Below are 16,908 nucleotides of genomic sequence, written 5' to 3'. Positions count from 1 at the left end.
TCTATAATTTACTGCCAAACCGCGGTATAATGGAAGTAGAAAGAAGGATACCGTCCGTCTCGTGCAGAAGCAGCGTTCCATTAAAGGGAATTTTTCATAAAAAAGGGAACTCAAACATATTGAGTTCCCTTTTTTTATAGATTGTTAGTTTTATAGAATGCCAACCGGTGATAATAGTGTGTAGATAATAATCATCGCGATGGTTGCTGCAATTCCAACTGGATATAACAGCTTCCATGGCTTCATATCTACTTTTGCTTTTTCTTCTAAATAGAAATCTTCGTTTCTTGGATAGAGCTTTCCTATTATTAGCATAAGCGTGGAGCATACCACGAATAGAATACCCAGAATATGAAGGAAGTGTAAGCCGGTATCCCACACTAACTGTGTCGTTGCGTAAGTGGAGATAAATACAAACAACGCGATCTTCGCGGCAATGGCCGGCACTCGTTTGGTCAGGTAACCGACGATCATAATGGTGAAGATCGGCACGTTATAGAATCCATTGACCATCTGCAGGTATTGGAAAAACCCTTGTGGTACTAAATCGATTAATGGCGCAATACTGATCGCGAATAATGCGATGACTGTACCGACGTATTTCCCTTTACGAACCACTTCTTTATCAGAGGCCTGCGGTTTGAAATAGGGCTTGTATATATTTAACGCAATCAAGGTAACGGATGAGTTTAAGGCTGAGTTAAAGGAAGAAAGAATAGCCCCGAATAACACCGCAGCGAAAAAGCCTACTAAAGGTGTTGGCAGAATCTCATTCACAAGTCTTGGATAAGCATTGGTTGGTTCCATATCAGGACCGAACATATTGAAAGCGATGATCCCTGGTAAGATAAGAAAAACGGGTCCCAGCAATTTTAAGAAGGCCGCAATCAGAACACCTTTTTGCCCTTCTTTTAAACTTTTAGCTGAAATGGCCCGCTGCATAATATGCTGAGCCGTGCCCCAGTAAAACAGGTTCACTAGCAGCATCCCGGTAAACATAGTACTGAATGGGACGGGGCTGTCAGAATCGCCGATGGAATTCATCTTCTCCGGAGAGTTTTCCAGAATGGTCGAGAAGCCGGCGCCAATAGAGCCATCGCCTAGAACGAATAACCCAATAACCGGAATCATTAACCCGCCAAATAATAGTCCGATTCCATTAATCGAGTCGGAAACGGCAACCGCTTTCAATCCTCCGAAAATGGCGTAAATGGAGCCGACAATTCCTATAGCTAATACGGTCACATATAAAGAGGGAAGCCTGCCTATGCCAAGAGCTTCCGGGATGTTGAATAATCCATTCATGGCAACGGCTCCGGAATATAGTATCGGCGGTAATAGATTTAATATATAGCCAAATAAGAACAGGATCGTGACGATCTGCTTGGTACCGAAGTCATAACGGTCTTCCAGAAAGTCCGGAATGGTGGTAATGCCGCCTTTTAAGTATCTTGGTAAAAGGAAAAAGGCTACGATAACTAGCGCAATAGCCGCTCCTACTTCCCACCCCATCACCGCAATGGTGTCAGAATACCCTTGAGCGTTCAGCCCAATTAATTGTTCCGTTGACAAGTTGGTTAGCATTAAAGAACCTGCAATCGTCCACGCACCTAGACTCCTGCCCCCTAAAAAGTAACCATCCTGCGAATTCAAATCTTCTCTTCTCGTAATATAATAAGAAATTAAAGCAACTAAACCAGTGAAAAATAAAAACGATATGACCGTAAATAGATTCATATTTTTTCTCTCCTTTTATTTAGGGTGGGGACTTTCCTTTGGTCTAACACAAGCATGGAATCTGTATCTAAGACTTACATAAATGCGTGGGGTGGCAGTCTATTTACTGAACAACTTATGGACATATTGAATGCGGTTACAAAGTAGTTTATAAAATAATTTAATTAATTCTATGCTAAGTTAACATACGGAGTCTTGTAATAAAAGGTATAATGAAAAATTTGGGTAATTTTCAAGTATTTTATGGGTAACTTCGTTAAATTACTTTACTTTTAGGGTGGGAAAATCCTCAAACAAAAAAAGGATTGCAAAACGACACCAATGTCGATATAATAAAATTAACAAAACGACACTAATGTCTTTTTAGTGAGAGGGGCACTTACATGCAGCGTTTATTGAAAAACAAAGGGTACATCACCTTGATGTCCGCCCAGGCGATCTCAAGCATCGGCGACTGGCTCAGCATTGTCGCCATCATTACTCTGGTCGGCTTGAAGTGGGAAGCTTCACCTCTTGAGGTTTCATTCGTATTTTTATGCTTAGCGATACCTATGGCGTTGTTTGGCCCCGTTGCCGGTATGGTAGCTGACCGTTTCAGCCGGAAAACGCTTATGATCGTTTCTGATGTCGTCCGGGCGGGTTTGATTCTCCTTTTAACCGTCGCTTCATCACTTTGGATGGTATATGCCACGCTCCTCGCGGTTGGAATTTTTTCCTCGTTGTTCATTCCAGCGAAAAACGGGAAGCTGAAGGAAATAGTGGCAGAGGAAGATATGAAGGGGGCGATGTCGATCACCTCGATGATCGATTCGTCGACAAAAATTCTCGGTCCGCTGGTGAGTGGCTTGCTTGTCACTGTATTCGGTGCCCAGCAGGTGTTCATGATCGACTCAGCTACCTTCGCGATTTCAGCGGTTATCCTGCTGTTCATTCCGAACGCCGTCCACCATAAAATCTCGAAAACGGAATCTGCGCAGGAGTCATTCAAAAAGGAATTCGCTTTAGGTTTTTCTTTTATCAAATCAAGCCGCTTCATGCTAACGGGTTTAAGTCTTGTGGGACTGAGCCTGTTGATCCTGCAAATGGCCGATTCACAATTAATCGTCCTGATCAGAGAACTGACCTATGCCTCTCCTGATTTATTCGGGTACCTGGTGACAGGTTCTGGTCTCGGTATGTTCACAGCTGGCTTTTTACTAGCGAAAAAAACCGACTACAACCCTTACCCACTCATGCTCCTCGGGGTTTGTGGAATCGGCGCGAGCTTTGGCATGATGGGAGTCCTTGCCCATTACGACTTAGGCTATTCGATCCTTTGGGGGCCGGGGCTGGGATTCACGGCCGGCTTCTCGGCGAGCCTGATTTTCGTTCCTTTCCAGGCGACCGTCCAGGTCCGCACGCCTGTCCATATGACGGGGCGCGTGTTCGGCGTTCTCAACAGCGTGATGACAACGGCAACCATCATTGGCCCGCTGCTTGGAGGGTGGATCGCGACGATCATCGGCGTGATTCCGACGTTTACGATTACGGCGAGTCTTCTCGTCCTGGTATCACTGATTGGATTTTTAACAAAACGAAAAGTAGAGCGAGGTAATGCAGATGTCTCCACGAGTAAGCAAAGAACACCTGAAGCAACGACGAGCTGACATTATGGAGGCCGCAACCAGCGTCTTCATTGAGCATGGCTATGAACATACGACGATGAAGCACGTCATGGAAGCCGCCAATGTCAGCCGGGGTGGTCTTTATCAATATTTTGCCAACAAAGAGGACCTTTTCGAAGCGATTCTTGAAGAAGGGATTAATCAGGAAGCGGAAGAGTCCGATTTTTCTCTTGAAGAATCAGCATCACAGTACTGGACGTTACTCATGAAGCTGATGTTCGGGGAAGATGGAAGTCCGGATGCAAACATGGACCCACTTGCCCCGAGCAAGCTCGAATTCTTTATCACCGGCCGCAACAATGAACGGCGTCGTACCTATGGGGAAAAGCGGTACGAAATGGGAGTGAGCATTTACGCTGAAATTATTAAGTCCGGTCAGGAATCCGGAGAGTTCAGCGCCCGCTATGATAGCGAATTGTTAGCGAAATCGATCATTACGTTTGTCGATGGTTTGGCGCTTGACCACGCGATTCTGCCTGAGGAAAAGGTGAGCGTGAAGGAGCAGTCGGAGTTGTTTGTCGATTATTTAAAGATGGCGCTGGATGTATCCTCCTCTTCATGAGGGGGATTTTTTTGCTTGGTGGTATTTGCTTACGGTCCTAGTGAACCTTTTGCATATGGAGAACGTTAAAAAGGGTTTTCACGTGAGAAAAGCGAACCTATCAAGTACTAAATAATTATCCAGGAGGGATTTTATGCGGTTGGGTGCTTTTTCTATAAGTTTAAGCGTGAAAGACATTCATAAATCGAAAGCCTTTTATGAAAAGTTAGGATTTGAAGTATTCGGAGGTGACATTACTCAAAATTGGCTTGTGATGAAAAATGAAAACAGTGTGATTGGTCTATTTCAGGGGATGTTTGAGGACAACATCATAACGTTCAATCCTGGCTGGAATCAAAATGCAGAAGACGTGAATCCATTTACAGATGTGCGGGAAATCCAGAAGCAGCTGAAGGAACAGGGGGTTAACCTGGTATCTGAAGCTGACGAAACGACTGAGGGACCGGAAAACATTACGATGGTGGATCCTGATGGGAATCCGATCCTGATCGATCAGCACCGATAGTTTTATGGATTTTTATATTGAACATGACAAAGGGAAGTTGCCACGGGTGAAAATCTGCCTTGTGGTCATTCCAAAAAAACACGTCCAAGTCACGTGTTTTTTTATTCGACTGCAGCCCCAGGAACTAAGCAGCGGACCCATTTTTACCTTCAACGCAATGTTTACTTCATTTTTCCAAAGGGTAATTTTTAGATGTGTTACAAGAGGATTACAAGGAGAAAAAAAGGGAGAAGTACAGCTAATGAAGCAAACGAGACAAATCATTTTCGTTCTACTACTCAGTGTGACGTTTTATCTGACGTTTTTCAGCGAGCAGCCCTTCTTCATCAGGGCATTGGCCGCCGCTGTTTATTTAATAATCGTACTGTCTGTCTGTTATGTATTGATACTGGAAAACCGCTCGCCATACAAAACACTTGTCTGGATCTATGCGATCTTATTTTTTCCGGTAGCTGGTTACATTTTCTTTATCTATTCCGGTCAATTACAGGTCAGAGGGCATTTATTCGATAGCAAAAGAAGAGATAATCAAAGGTATTTAGAGCCCTTGATTGATAAAAACACTTCCAGTGGCTGGAATCAGCTGAACAGGGAGGAGCAGTTCATATCCAATCGGATTGAAGAAGAAGCGGGTTTTCCCATTAATTTTTCTTCCGAAGTATCCGTTTTGAAAGATGGGGATGAGACGTTTCCTGCTATTAAAGAACGTTTAAGGGAAGCGAAAGACTACATTCATATGGAATATTACACCTTTCGTGATGATCAGATCGGTCAGGAGATTATCGATATATTGAAGGAAAAAGCAGAGCTTGGCCTTGAGGTTAAAGTGATTTTTGATGCGGCCGGCAGTATTGGGATGTCGGGACACGCGAAGCGCAGCATGAAAAAATCCGGTGTCGAAATGGCTTGTTTTCACCCTATAAAAAGTGGTTTTTTCACCCAGAAAATTAATTTTCGCAACCACCGGAAGATTTTTGTGATCGATGGCGACACAGCCTTTGTCGGCGGCTTGAATATTGGTGACGAATATTTGGGACGGGACCCTAAGATAGGTTTCTGGCGGGATACTCATTTGAAGGTGGAGGGCGAAGCGATCCGGAGTCTCGAGACCATTTTCATGATCGACTGGTCCTACCTGAAGGATGAAGTATTGGATCTGGATACGTACACGCCTGTTCAGAATACGGAGGAGCTTTCTACCGGGGGCGTACAGATATTGAGCAGTGGTCCTGACGCTAATCGAGGGATGATCAGTGAGCTTTATTTCAATATGATTGCGAATGCCAGGCATTCCGTTTGGATTGCCACCCCTTACTTCGTACCCGATAAGGACATTCGGACTGCCCTGTCCTTGGCAGCTAAAAAAGGGATCGACGTTAAACTGATGGTTCCCGAGATCAGTGATGGTTTTTTACCGAAATACGCCACGCGGTCTTATTTTGGCAAGTTTCTCGATAAAGGAATCGACATTTATCAGTATGAAAAAGGGTTTATGCACCAGAAAATCATGATTGTAGATGGTCAGTCTGCTTCGATCGGAACGGCTAACGTTGATTTTAGAAGCCTGAATTTAAACTTCGAAGTGAATGCTTTCCTGTTTCGGACTTCTAGTGTCACGAGCCTGATCGATAACTACAAACAGGATATGGAGCACAGCCACAAGGTGGATGCAAAAGCCTACCGTAATAGAGGGATAGTGGTTCGAACCAAGGAATCGTTTGCTCGTTTATTTTCCCCTGCCTTATAGTAGTGGCAAAATTAACTGTATAGGAAAAGAGCTTCCATGAAAGTGGAAGCTCTTTTTTAAGTAGGGTGTATTATGAAAGAAAAAACTGATCTCCTAAGACCAAAATGGTGGGGTGTACTGGACTTGAACCCACAACCTTCCGCAGACAACGGATGGCTCTGTTCCGATTAAATTATAAAACCAAATAATGCTCTCCTACGGTTTGAACGTAAGGTTAATCGATTCTTAGTCATAGACTATTTGAAAATCTATCTATCAACCAAATCTTCCTTTATACGCAAGGATCTTTTTCATTGCTTCTTTATGAAGCTTTGCCATTTTTGAATTAGCCAAAGTTTCTTCTGAAAAATGAGTAATGCCACGCTTGAATTTTTCTATTCGTTTGGGATCTTTAGCCATTTGGCTTGATCTCCCTTCTCCTTTGTTTTTACTCATTCTATTCAAAGGACAGGAAATCTATACAAAAAAACAGAATGCTTATTGAGGCATCCTGTTTGTACTCTATCGATTTAGATACGACATTACTTTTTTATTGAGTCTTTCAAGTTCTTTGGTCGTTTTACTTTTGGAATGCTCCGATAACGTAGTCACTTGTTCTTCCCTGGAGAAGCGGGCATGGCGATCATTAGCACTTTTCACAACTTTACCTCTTATTTTTGTTTTTTGAGGAAGTTTGATATTCATAGTAAGCCCTCCTTTTACAAGTGTTCTTACACTTATTATAACACATAGTTAACGATACAGCTGATACAGGTTGGTTAGATTAACGATATGAAGAGCGTCTATTTCTAATACTTCCCCGTGTTCACTCTTCAGAACTATTAAATATTGCTCTTTCTTGTTGATCACGGGAACAATCATGCTTTCTTCCTCTATTAAAGATACCACTTCATATTGAAGCAGGTAATCGGCATATTCCTCTTTATATTTTCCCATCTCAAAATTATGAGTGGCTTCAATGGTGTCCAACTGTCTTAAAATAGCTTCATATACAGGTTGAACTTTTTCAAATTCATATTTTTCTTCTTCACTCATTCCTTCCCATCCAGGATTATAATCAGGCGGAGACACTTCCAAGGGAGACACTTGAACAGATATACCATAAAGGTCTGTGTACTCTTTTAGGTACTTTTCTATATCTCTCGCGCGACTTAGCATCGGAAAGTAATCCTCGGGAAAATAGTTATGTGCATTTTGAATCATGGCTGACATAGTTTCAACCCGTCGGTAATTTGCTTTTCTCACCTTTTCATATGTCAGAATAATGTTTTGCAAATCGTTATGGTGTTCAAACTCTGCTTTCCATAGCTTCATAATGCTTGGAGTTAGTAATAACGCTAAATCCATAAATACTATGACAGACGTGAGTGTTAAGATAAACGGCCAATTAGATAGATGTGTCTCTCCCACCAACAGTCCTACAGCGAGACCACACACAAAAAGAGTGTACAAAGCCTTTCTAATTTTCGGTAAAGAAAACCAATATTCCTGCTGATCCCATAAGAAAAACAGATAGTTTCCTATAGTAAAAACTAATAACGCCCCTACAAAAAAATTAAAAGCCACGTAACCCTCTCCCCTCCATTTTAAAGATCTACTGATTTGCCTGTTTTACATATCAGCTCCGCCTCCTAATGTGTTGAAAGATATTAAGGTAGAGTATGTTCTCTTATTTTACCATTCCAGAGGTTGGAACTCTGTTTAAAAAAACAACCCTATCCATAAGAATGATAGAGTTGTCGAAGCAATAGGACTCCAGGCTGTCCGTTCTTTTAAGAGTCTAAGGCTTCTTATAGAACGTTTATGACAAGCGGTTCATCACCTTCCTATTAGAATTTGTTAGTTTTTGGGTGTAAACTGTCATTGGAAGGGTTTTGACTATTCATTCGTAGAAAAAGAACGCATAAGCAACATCGATCTATTTTACTTACCCACTCCCTTGAACGGAAAAAAGAGAAAGAGAAGGTGGAAACCAAATTGAAAACACGCAGCTTAGGTAAGACAGGAATTCAAGTGTCTGAGGTTGGTTTTGGAGCGTGGCAATTAGGTAATGAGAAAGATTGGGGAAAGATGTGTCTGTCATTATTCCCGGAGCGAAAAATATTCCGCAATTAAACCACAATCTGATGGCAACAGAAGGTGGCTTGCCCACGCAGATGGTTAAGGAATTAAAAGATTTTTGGGAAGAAGAAATCAAGGATTCCAGGCTAACGTGGTAATGGAGGGGATTGGGAATCCCTTACCGTATAATTAATCCTTTTTTTACCAGTTATAAATCATGTATAATTGTTAAGGAAGCATGACTTTTTCACTGTTAAAGCGTTATCATATAAGTAGCTAGTAATTTATTATTGGAGAGGTGCGACTGAATAAATCCCGCAGCTTCTCTGCAAAACTCAGGAATAAGGATGGTTAACAATGACCAACAGAGAAACGAAAGACGTCATCCTGATCGGCGCCGGCATCATGAGTGCCACATTAGGATCCCTTCTGAAAGAATTAGCACCCGATTGGAATATTAAAGTGTTTGAAAAGCTTGATAAGACAGGTGGAGAAAGCTCGAACGTATGGAATAATGCCGGGACAGGCCATGCGGCACTTTGTGAACTCAATTACACAAAAGAGCAGAGCGATGGATCGGTTGATATCAGCAAAGCGATTAAAATCAATGAACAGTTCCAGATTACGAAGCAGTATTGGTCCTATCTCCTCAACAAAGGCTACATCGATAACCCGGAAGAATTCGTGCGCTCCCTGCCTCATATGAGCCTCGTTCACGGGAGAGACAACATTAACTTTTTGAAAAAGCGTTATGAAACGATGACCGACCATCCACTGTTTAAGGGGATGGAATACTCTGAGGATCCGGAAAAGCTGAAGGAATGGATTCCGCTCATTATGAAGAACCGCACCCTGGATGAGCCGGTGGCGGCGACTCGCATGGAAACCGGAACCGATGTGAACTTCGGAACCTTAACCGAGAAGATGTTTGATCACTTGGAAAGCCAGAATGTACAACTGAACTATAATCAGCGCGTGGACGATGTGAATCGTGCGGATGATGGCTCGTGGATGGTAAAAGTCCAACATATGGACAGCCATCAAACAGCGCTTCATTCGGCTGATTTCGTCTTTGTCGGCGGTGGCGGCGGCAGTCTGCATCTGCTGCAGAAATCAGGTGTGCCTGAAGGAAAAGGCTTCGGCGGTTTTCCGGTAAGCGGACAGTTCATGGTCTGTAACAATCCGGAAGTGGCTAAGCAGCATGAAGCGAAAGTCTATGGCAAGGCGGCAGCAGGTGCTCCTCCGATGTCCGTTCCTCATTTGGATACTAGATATATCGATAATGAGCAGTCGCTGTTGTTCGGTCCGTTTGCCGGCTTCTCTCCGAAGTTCCTGAAAGCGGGATCGCTCGCTGATTTATTCACGTCCATTAAAGTGAGTAATATCCTGACCATGCTTGCTGCAGGTGTGAAGGAAATATCGCTTACGAAATACTTAATCGGCCAGGTCCTGCAGACGAAAGAACAGCGGATGGAAGCGCTGCGCGAATTTATCCCCGATGCGAAAAGCGAGGACTGGGATTTAGTTGTGGCAGGCCAGCGTGTGCAGGTGATTAAAGATACAGAAGAAGGCGGCAAAGGAACGCTGCAGTTCGGTACAGAGCTCGTTAATAGTGCCGATGGCTCGATTGCGGCTCTGCTCGGTGCTTCGCCGGGTGCCTCTACGGCTGTCCATGTCATGATCGACGTGCTGGATCGATGCTTCCCGCAATATATGAACGAATGGGAACCGAAGCTTACAGAAATGGTTCCTTCTTACGGAAAATCGCTGAGTGAGCACCAGGATCTGCTGAACGAGATTCACAGCTCCACTGCGAGAACGCTTGGGCTGAAGGAAAAAGAACCGGTCCACCAGTAAGTTGGTGATCACACAAAAAAAGGATGACTCCTGATTTGATCAGAGGTCATCCTTTTTCTATTGATTATTCAAAAGACTTCGTGCCTAAATAATGGTCCTGCCAGTAGTCATTCGTCAGATCGGCGTATTCAATGCCGTCACTTCCTGCGTGAACGACTTTGTTATCCCCGACATAAATGCCGCTGTGAGAAGCGCCCTCTACATCATAGGTGCCTTCGAAAAAGACTAGATCCCCAACTTCCGGTGAATCAACGAATTCTCCGTTATTACTCCAATTCGCACGATGGGTACGGGATAGGTCGATTCCGGCTTGCTCATAAGCATATTGAATGAAGCCGCTGCTGTCGAAGCCGTCTGGTGTGGTACCGCCCCAGACGTAAGGGACACCGATGAGATCTTCGGCAATGTCAGCCACTTCGCTGGATTCGGAATCCACCTGACCGGAAGCGGATACTTCTTCCTCAGGTTCTTCTTCTGTTTCCTGCGCTACGTCATCTTCATTTGGCTCTTCAGTAGAGGATAGCGCGGCCATCGTATTCGGTCCGGCTAATCCATCGACTTTGAGACCCTGGTCTGCTTGAAACTCTTCCACGGCATCTTCAGTAATCGGGCCATAAAGGCCGTCCAGGCTATATGTATAATAACCAAGCGATTGAAGTTCGGTTTGCAGCGCCTCTACGCTTTCACCTTGATCTCCTTTATGAAGAAAGGAAATTTCTGAGGACGCACCAGCGTCACTTTCCTCTATTTGGTCTGGATTCGCCTGCGCAAACACACCTTGAGTGGCCATAGGCGAGAGGACGATGGTTGCGGCCACGGTGGACGAAACCACATATTTTCGTACGGACAATCTAGATTTTTCGTTCATTCAAACTCCTCCTTGTTGTTAATTCCTGCGGACGTTGGACAATAGAAGTTTGAAAGATGGTAGTTATTGTGTATCTGATTTATGTACTTCCTGTCGTTTTGAATCGATGTGTGTTGAATAGTGCGTATCTTTCAAACTAATCCTTAGTCTAACAAAGAATATCTCCAAGGAGGTTTCAGGAACATTAAGCTAAGATGATAATCATTTTACAAATATCTGCCAAATATTACAGAAGCGGAGGAGTCACCGCTTAGCTTGTTTTAGTAGAGATTACCGTGGCTATCTGCATAGACGGATTGGATAATGGTACGCCGAAAAGGCTGCTGGGCATAGCTTCCGTGAATATTCATCGTCATATTATACATACCTTCGCCGAGGTCAGGTACCTCGAAGGATCCGCTTGCCTGACTGGCTTCCCTATCGCTGAACTGCAGCTTGCCATTTTTGTAATAATCGATTGTTACATCGGTTTGGAATTCTAAGTTATGAGTTTTGATGGTTACATGCCTGTCCTCATTGGAAAGCGCCGTGCTGAGTAAAGCGTTAAGAGGACTTGCAAAGCTGACGTTTAATAAGTAATGCTCCTTCTGAACAGAGCTTGCTTCCAGTGTCCACGATCCGGATCCAGGATTGTGAATGGTGAGGGTATGATGATACGCTCCTTCGAAAAAAGCCTCAGCATCTTGACCTGTTGTGAAATACGGATAGGTACTCCGCTCAGGATCGATAAGGGTTAAGTGAGAATCCGCCTGATCACTCAACCAGTTGACGGTCATTTCATGAACTCCTTTTTCCACATAGATGGTTTCGTTCGTCGTACCGGTAAATGCTCCTCCGCTCACGTAATTGCAAGCTTCGGGATTCTGCACTACATGGGCTGTGTCTGCGGCCTCGCGATTCGCGAAGAACGCTGCTTCTTCTTGTAAAAACGGCTTAAATACGTCGAATGTCGAGGACCCCTCTTTAATCGTCGTGTGATTCCATTCCCCGGCCTGGATTTCAGTCGCATATTCTATCCGCGAGCTTTTCACCGTCACGGCTCCGTCATTGCTGCCGTACGCGCGTAAGTATAAGCCGCCCCAGTATAACGAGCTGCCAAACCGTCCCCATTTCGTGCCGGCCAGGGTATAAATCGGCGTCTCATACACATTCGGCTGGCTGTCTGTTTCGGAGCGGAAGCGGTTCATGTAGCCGGTTTGCAGGGAGTAGGTGGCTTCATTTTTGCTTCCGAGTATATTCGCGAGCCAGCTGCCCCAGCGGCTGTAGGCTAAATCCGCTAATTGCGAACCGTAATAAGGAGTGGCCAGGGTAATCATTCGTTCGATGTATGGGTCGGCACCATAGTGAACCAGAGCGACCTGCGTATCGAGACCGCCTTTACTGTGGGCGACCACCACGATTTTTTCTCCAAAATGCTGGTAGATGTCTTTTATTTTTTGCGCCAGCAGAGCGCCGTTTTCCCACATGCTTCGGTCCGGATAGACATCGATAAAGGCGGTTTCATAGCCGCTCTCGTAAGCGGTCACGTACATATCATTGCCTTCATACCACGTGTCAGAGGACCGGTTAAACCCATGAATGAACAGGACCGGGCGCCTGGAACCGGATAGGTTCTCTGGTGTATCCCCGAGATACCACTCCCCGGGATTGCCAGAGGCTTTGTTTTGAAAAGGTAATGAATCACGTCTTTCGGGGTTTGGTCTCATCTTGATCGGCCTCCTTATTGTCATTTCAATATTTTTATAAAAATTAAAGGGAAGCAGCAAAAAATTAATGTGGCTGCCCCATCCCTGATACCGCGATGGCTGTATAGATCATAAACGCTACAGGTAACGCAAGAATGAGAGAAAGCCCCGCTATCCATTTTCCAAAGCCTTTGCTGACAAATAAAGCAATGAAGGCGGTTAAAGCAGCCAGGGCTAAAAGAGTAAAAATGGTCGTCGCAGGCTAGCTCATATATTCCCCGGGCGGCTCGCTGTTGAGAAGAGTGTTAAACAATAGGATGGCTGCGATATTAAAGAGGATTGATATCCAGCTAAGCCAGGTGATTTTTAGCGAAAACATGTTCTGGATAGAGTCAGTGGATTTAGAATCACTCATACGATCACCACCTTTTCCGCTTATTTTACCATAAATGCCCATTTGTTTTGCCTGGGGAAAGGTAGTGGTAAAACGAGGGGGAATGTTAGGGAGATGGAGGGAAGTGCTTCATTGTCTGCTGATTCTTCAAGAAAAGAGCGGTATGGTTGAAGGACTCAGTTGCGAGATAAAAGGATTCGCTTCGATTGTTTCATGTTCAGGTTAAATCCATTTCTATTTTTTAGTAGGGAATTTTATCCTTTTGTAGAATAATACAAGAAGGATGTCTTGAGAATGAGATTTATTGTTTCTAACCTTAGAGAAAGGGGCGAGTCCAATAGCACAGTTTTATGGGTACTCCAATAGATTTAAAGAATACTTTAAGGAAAATAGTACGCTCTTTGAACAAACCCTTTTATCCGAAGCGGTGAATGTTAAAGATAAGATAGATGAAATTATGCGGGTGGGAAACATCGATCTTGTTAACAATGCGCATACATTAGTCATGTATATCATTAATGGAGAAGATGAATCTTTAAAAAAATTCGCTGAACAAGAGGGAATTGCCTGGGCCACTCACTCCATTGATCTATCGTTCAAATTAGAATGGGTGCATTCCATACGCAGAACATTGTGGCTGTTTATTGAAAAATACTATAAGGAAAGCGAATTTGAGCAAATGAAGGATTTTTTCGAGCTGGAAACTGAAATTAACAATCGAGTAGATGACTTTTTGAATACCTTCTTCATTCGGTATTCCGTCTATAAAGATTCACTAATAAAGTCTCAGCAACAGTTGGTTGAAAATCTTTCTGTACAAATTATCCCTATTAATGATTCCATTTTCGTACTTCCATTAGTCGGCACGATGGATACTAAACGTGCAGAAATCCTTCAGGAAAAAGTGCTAACCAAGGTTTCAGAATTAAGAATAGCAACACTGATTCTGGATTTATCCGGAGTCGCCGTAATGGACCGAGAATCAATCATTGAATTAAAGAAGAGTATTGATGGTTTAAATATGATGGGCTGCAAAACGGTCATTACTGGTTTAAGGAAAGAAATCGTACGAGAGGTTATGAGTGCCGGACTTACATTTAATTATCAGACCGAAACCTTAGCTACTCTGCAGCAGGCGTTAAGCAAATATTTCCTCCCGCAAATGGATTAGGTAAAAAGAATGTGAAAGTGCCTGCCCCCTTGATCCTTAAAGGTCAAGGGGGCAGGCAACATAGCTTGAATATCTATATTAAAGTTTTGTGAATCCACATTGATAAACTATAAAGTGCGGTTAAGTTAGTTGAAGATTAACTCTAAGATATCTCTAATTTAACTCTTACCGTAAAGGGAGCGTTTGCTTAATAATGGGATCGCCCCTGTTACATAAGAATAGATTATTTAGCTTTTTAAACTTACCGAGCAAAATTTAATTAAAATTAGGCTGCTTTACATAGTCAATCAATGGATTTTTTAAAAGAGTGCTGTATCTATCGTATAGGAGGGAGGTTCAGCTGATGAAACATGTAGTAGGGTTGTATATTGTTATGGCAGCCATGGTATTTGTTACTTTAACGAGTGAATTTATTTTTAAAAGTGATTATTCGGCTATTGCAAGTTGGTTGATAATCATGTTGTTTCTTCTTGGAACTATATTTTTTGTGAATGCAAGATATTTTTTATTCAACAAGTATAAAGGTTAATTCCAATATACTTGTTTCATTCACAATAAGATAACTGCCAGGGGGGACGGCACAAGATGTTCATTTTCCTATTTATAGCTGTTCATATATTGATCGGCTTACTGTTGATTTATTCCAAGGGGAAATTACCAAAACCAATAACTACGTTTTCTTTTGTCTTTCTCAGTATGAGTTTCTTATATTTCGGATCAATTCTGTTAGGATGAGCAAAATTATTTCAGTACTGAGTTTTCCTATATTGGGGACAACCCTATACTATCTAGTGGCTATGGATAAATAGGATTTACGCTCCGTATGAAAATGGGGGCGAGAGAATATTTTAGATAATCAAACGAGCCACGTTAACTGGTGGCCCGTTGTAAATTCTCTTGAGAAGATTCTTTATTAGTAAAAAACTTGATATAAGCTTTTGATAAGAACCAACCTACCAAACCGCCAAATACATTTAATATAAAGTCGTCTATATCTATAACTTTATTAGCGATTCCTGTAGCCAGGTTAATAATCAGCTGGGTTAATTCAATCGTAAGAGTTATAACAATTAATAGTAGCAGGGATTTAAAAAAACTTAAAACCTTTCCTCTAAGTAATCCAAGTAGAATATGTAAGGGGAAGAGTAGAGCAATATTACCGAATACTTGTACATAATTTCCGTAACTTAAGGCTTGCGATATTGTCTGAAAAGGAACTAAATTGTAAAAGTCGCTAGAAGCGAGGTCCGGAAACACTCCTTCTTTAAAACTGACCGTTATTGGTAATAACGTTAACTTAATTACTGATACGACATAAAAAATTGTGGCCCCGAAAAGAAATAGTTTTTTGAAGTTCTTCTTTTTCTTTTTAAAATGTAAATACAAAAAGGTTATCCCGCAGATAACTATGAAAACTATTAAAAATAAAGGGGGAGTTAAATCATAAGAAATTCCCAAGGGTTGCATAAAATCTCCTTTTCATTTATTTCTATTCCATTATAGACGCTTTATTAAATCGATTAGGAATTATTATTCATAAGATTAAACATAATTGTATCCAACATCTGGTGGTGAGTTCAACAGTAAAATAAAGGTCATCTTCTTGTGAATAACACAGTATAGACCGGTCAATTTTTTGTTTGTAAATCAGAATATCTCGAAACGGAGTCTTACGTAAACGAAGGCCATTGCTTAATAAAAATGTAGTAATAGTGTTCAGAAGAAAAGATTCTCATAGGGGGACTGGAATTATACAATGGATAAGAAATTAAGAAAGTCTTCTTCAGATAAATCAATTGCTGGAATTTGTGGTGGAATAGCTGAGTATTTCGGAATATCATCTTTTATGGTGAGGCTATTATTTATTTTTTTACCCTCTAATTTACTAATCTATATCATTTTTGCTAATACCCTTTCAGATAGTCCTCCGTCATTATAGACTCTAAAAACGATATTACTTATTCGAACATACCCTTATTACATAAGCATAGGAACGCTCATGAATGTAGCTTTCTACGAGGCAGGGAAGTTTAACAAGAAGTAGAGTTTATAGGTATGGTGGTAAAAAGGGGAGGAGTGTTGTTCTTGAGAAAATCTTTAAAATTAATTTTAGGGATGTTTTTCTTCTTTGCGCTGATAGGTTGTATCGCTGAAGATTATGATGTTGGAGTTCCAACTGCTCATTTATATATAGATGCTCACTACCTTAGTCAATCTGTACAATTAACAGAAGCGAATATCAGTTGGTCTTCCTCAAACGGGAAAGTAGAAGAAACATTCGATGATATCGAAGAATATGGACGATCCCAAGGTGAAATAAAGGTTTTCCCAGGGCAAGATGCTTCTTTAGAGTTTAAAGAGAATAAAGAAAATGGCGGAGATATTTGGTCGGCCCCAACTATCACAGCTGTTCTATGGAAAAATGGAGAAAAAATCAAAATCGATATGAATGAGTATAGAGAATTCAGGTTCCCGACTGAAGAAGGAAATTACATTTTAGAAGCTACGTTTAAGGATGAAAGTAACACTGCTCAATATGTAGGAAACATTGTTATTAACGATGATACACATGCTTCTCGCTAAGCGAATAAACCAGTCTAATAGAATGTTTAAACGAATTTTACTGTTTTACACAGATGAATAAACAATTCTTCCTT

Annotated in this window: 17 protein-coding genes; 10 read left to right on the top strand and 7 right to left on the bottom strand. The window is 42.1% G+C overall.

Annotated elements, in window-relative coordinates; genetic code table 11:
- Positions 1 to 150 precede the first annotated feature (150 nt).
- Positions 151 to 1,737, bottom strand: coding sequence for a solute:sodium symporter family transporter (locus BMZ06_RS03915; RefSeq protein WP_089750336.1), 1,587 nt, complete (start codon positions 1,735 to 1,737; stop codon positions 151 to 153).
- A 383-nt stretch (positions 1,738 to 2,120) separates the two neighbouring features.
- Between BMZ06_RS03915 and BMZ06_RS03910 the strand changes: the two genes are divergently transcribed.
- From BMZ06_RS03910 to cls, 4 genes are all read left to right on the top strand, one after another.
- A complete protein-coding gene (locus BMZ06_RS03910) occupies positions 2,121 to 3,383 on the top strand; it encodes an MFS transporter (RefSeq protein WP_089750335.1) in 1,263 nt (420 codons plus the stop codon).
- Complete coding sequence (locus BMZ06_RS03905; RefSeq protein WP_089750333.1) at positions 3,337 to 3,963, top strand: TetR/AcrR family transcriptional regulator; 627 nt, start codon at positions 3,337 to 3,339, stop codon at positions 3,961 to 3,963. The genes BMZ06_RS03910 and BMZ06_RS03905 overlap by 47 nt, the downstream gene beginning before the upstream one ends.
- 133 nt (positions 3,964 to 4,096) lie before the next feature.
- Entirely contained in the window at positions 4,097 to 4,468 is a 372-nt protein-coding gene (locus BMZ06_RS03900) for a VOC family protein (protein WP_089750331.1), read from the top strand.
- 241 nt (positions 4,469 to 4,709) lie between these two features.
- On the top strand, positions 4,710 to 6,215 hold the full coding sequence (gene cls / locus BMZ06_RS03895; protein WP_089750329.1) for a cardiolipin synthase: 1,506 nt from the start codon (positions 4,710 to 4,712) through the stop codon (positions 6,213 to 6,215).
- 255 nt (positions 6,216 to 6,470) lie between these two features.
- Here the strand turns inward: cls and BMZ06_RS20580 are convergent, their stop codons facing one another.
- The 3 genes from BMZ06_RS20580 to BMZ06_RS03885 all read right to left on the bottom strand — a co-directional run bounded on the left by BMZ06_RS20580 (position 6,471) and on the right by BMZ06_RS03885 (position 7,781).
- The gene (locus BMZ06_RS20580; protein WP_014645262.1) at positions 6,471 to 6,614 is read right to left on the bottom strand and encodes a hypothetical protein; all 144 of its coding nucleotides are present in this window, start codon (positions 6,612 to 6,614) and stop codon (positions 6,471 to 6,473) included.
- 102 nt (positions 6,615 to 6,716) lie between these two features.
- Positions 6,717 to 6,899 carry a hypothetical protein gene (locus BMZ06_RS03890; RefSeq protein ID WP_089750327.1) on the bottom strand — a complete coding sequence of 61 codons (183 nt, stop codon included), beginning with the start codon at positions 6,897 to 6,899 and terminating at the stop codon, positions 6,717 to 6,719.
- Positions 6,900 to 6,947: 48 nt separating this feature from the next.
- Positions 6,948 to 7,781, bottom strand: a complete 834-nt coding sequence (locus BMZ06_RS03885) for a type II toxin-antitoxin system SpoIISA family toxin (RefSeq protein WP_175477792.1) — start codon at positions 7,779 to 7,781, stop codon at positions 6,948 to 6,950.
- Between the two features lie 411 nt (positions 7,782 to 8,192).
- Here BMZ06_RS03885 and BMZ06_RS20575 point away from each other — a divergent pair, with 411 nt between their 5' ends.
- Both BMZ06_RS20575 and BMZ06_RS03880 read left to right on the top strand, forming a co-directional pair.
- Positions 8,193 to 8,330, top strand: coding sequence for a hypothetical protein (locus BMZ06_RS20575; protein WP_175477789.1), 138 nt, complete (start codon positions 8,193 to 8,195; stop codon positions 8,328 to 8,330).
- Positions 8,331 to 8,633: 303 nt separating this feature from the next.
- Positions 8,634 to 10,133: a malate:quinone oxidoreductase gene (locus BMZ06_RS03880; protein WP_089750324.1), complete on the top strand. Its 1,500-nt coding sequence runs from the start codon at positions 8,634 to 8,636 to the stop codon at positions 10,131 to 10,133.
- A 64-nt stretch (positions 10,134 to 10,197) separates the two neighbouring features.
- Here BMZ06_RS03880 and BMZ06_RS03875 read toward each other — a convergent pair whose 3' ends face one another.
- Complete coding sequence (locus BMZ06_RS03875; RefSeq protein WP_089750321.1) at positions 10,198 to 11,001, bottom strand: C40 family peptidase; 804 nt, start codon at positions 10,999 to 11,001, stop codon at positions 10,198 to 10,200.
- A gap of 260 nt (positions 11,002 to 11,261) precedes the next feature.
- Positions 11,262 to 12,707, bottom strand: coding sequence for an esterase/lipase family protein (locus BMZ06_RS03870; protein ID WP_089750320.1), 1,446 nt, complete (start codon positions 12,705 to 12,707; stop codon positions 11,262 to 11,264).
- Between the two features lie 710 nt (positions 12,708 to 13,417).
- Between BMZ06_RS03870 and BMZ06_RS03865 the strand changes: the two genes are divergently transcribed.
- Positions 13,418 to 14,251, top strand: coding sequence for an STAS domain-containing protein (locus BMZ06_RS03865; RefSeq protein ID WP_089750534.1), 834 nt, complete (start codon positions 13,418 to 13,420; stop codon positions 14,249 to 14,251).
- Positions 14,252 to 14,594: 343 nt separating this feature from the next.
- Positions 14,595 to 14,780, top strand: a complete 186-nt coding sequence (locus tag BMZ06_RS03860; RefSeq protein WP_089750318.1) for a hypothetical protein — start codon at positions 14,595 to 14,597, stop codon at positions 14,778 to 14,780.
- A gap of 341 nt (positions 14,781 to 15,121) precedes the next feature.
- Here BMZ06_RS03860 and BMZ06_RS03855 read toward each other — a convergent pair whose 3' ends face one another.
- Positions 15,122 to 15,718: a VanZ family protein gene (locus BMZ06_RS03855; protein WP_089750316.1), complete on the bottom strand. Its 597-nt coding sequence runs from the start codon at positions 15,716 to 15,718 to the stop codon at positions 15,122 to 15,124.
- Between the two features lie 289 nt (positions 15,719 to 16,007).
- On the opposite strand from BMZ06_RS03855, the gene BMZ06_RS03850 reads away from it, so the two are divergent.
- Both BMZ06_RS03850 and BMZ06_RS03845 read left to right on the top strand, forming a co-directional pair.
- Positions 16,008 to 16,190: a PspC domain-containing protein gene (locus tag BMZ06_RS03850; protein ID WP_089750313.1), complete on the top strand. Its 183-nt coding sequence runs from the start codon at positions 16,008 to 16,010 to the stop codon at positions 16,188 to 16,190.
- Positions 16,191 to 16,336: 146 nt separating this feature from the next.
- Entirely contained in the window at positions 16,337 to 16,834 is a 498-nt protein-coding gene (locus BMZ06_RS03845) for a hypothetical protein (RefSeq protein WP_245755948.1), read from the top strand.
- Positions 16,835 to 16,908: the final 74 nt, after the last annotated feature.

Origin of the sequence: Halobacillus alkaliphilus (assembly GCF_900113125.1) — a bacterium.
Lineage (GTDB): Bacteria > Bacillota > Bacilli > Bacillales > Halobacillaceae > Halobacillus > Halobacillus alkaliphilus.
The sequence above is the reverse complement of the archived record's forward strand: the minus strand, read 5'-3'. Positions and strand labels throughout refer to the sequence as shown.

Coding starts and splice junctions, on each gene's coding strand:
- BMZ06_RS03915 (WP_089750336.1), bottom strand. CDS start 1,737: ATGAATCTATTTACGGTCATATCGTTTTTATTTTTCACTGGTTTAGTT.
- BMZ06_RS03890 (WP_089750327.1), bottom strand. CDS start 6,899: ATGAATATCAAACTTCCTCAAAAAACAAAAATAAGAGGTAAAGTTGTG.
- cls (WP_089750329.1), top strand. CDS start 4,710: ATGAAGCAAACGAGACAAATCATTTTCGTTCTACTACTCAGTGTGACG.
- BMZ06_RS03900 (WP_089750331.1), top strand. CDS start 4,097: ATGCGGTTGGGTGCTTTTTCTATAAGTTTAAGCGTGAAAGACATTCAT.
- BMZ06_RS03855 (WP_089750316.1), bottom strand. CDS start 15,718: ATGCAACCCTTGGGAATTTCTTATGATTTAACTCCCCCTTTATTTTTA.
- BMZ06_RS20580 (WP_014645262.1), bottom strand. CDS start 6,614: ATGGCTAAAGATCCCAAACGAATAGAAAAATTCAAGCGTGGCATTACT.
- BMZ06_RS03905 (WP_089750333.1), top strand. CDS start 3,337: ATGTCTCCACGAGTAAGCAAAGAACACCTGAAGCAACGACGAGCTGAC.
- BMZ06_RS03880 (WP_089750324.1), top strand. CDS start 8,634: ATGACCAACAGAGAAACGAAAGACGTCATCCTGATCGGCGCCGGCATC.
- BMZ06_RS03860 (WP_089750318.1), top strand. CDS start 14,595: ATGAAACATGTAGTAGGGTTGTATATTGTTATGGCAGCCATGGTATTT.
- BMZ06_RS03910 (WP_089750335.1), top strand. CDS start 2,121: ATGCAGCGTTTATTGAAAAACAAAGGGTACATCACCTTGATGTCCGCC.
- BMZ06_RS03850 (WP_089750313.1), top strand. CDS start 16,008: ATGGATAAGAAATTAAGAAAGTCTTCTTCAGATAAATCAATTGCTGGA.
- BMZ06_RS03870 (WP_089750320.1), bottom strand. CDS start 12,707: ATGAGACCAAACCCCGAAAGACGTGATTCATTACCTTTTCAAAACAAA.
- BMZ06_RS03875 (WP_089750321.1), bottom strand. CDS start 11,001: ATGAACGAAAAATCTAGATTGTCCGTACGAAAATATGTGGTTTCGTCC.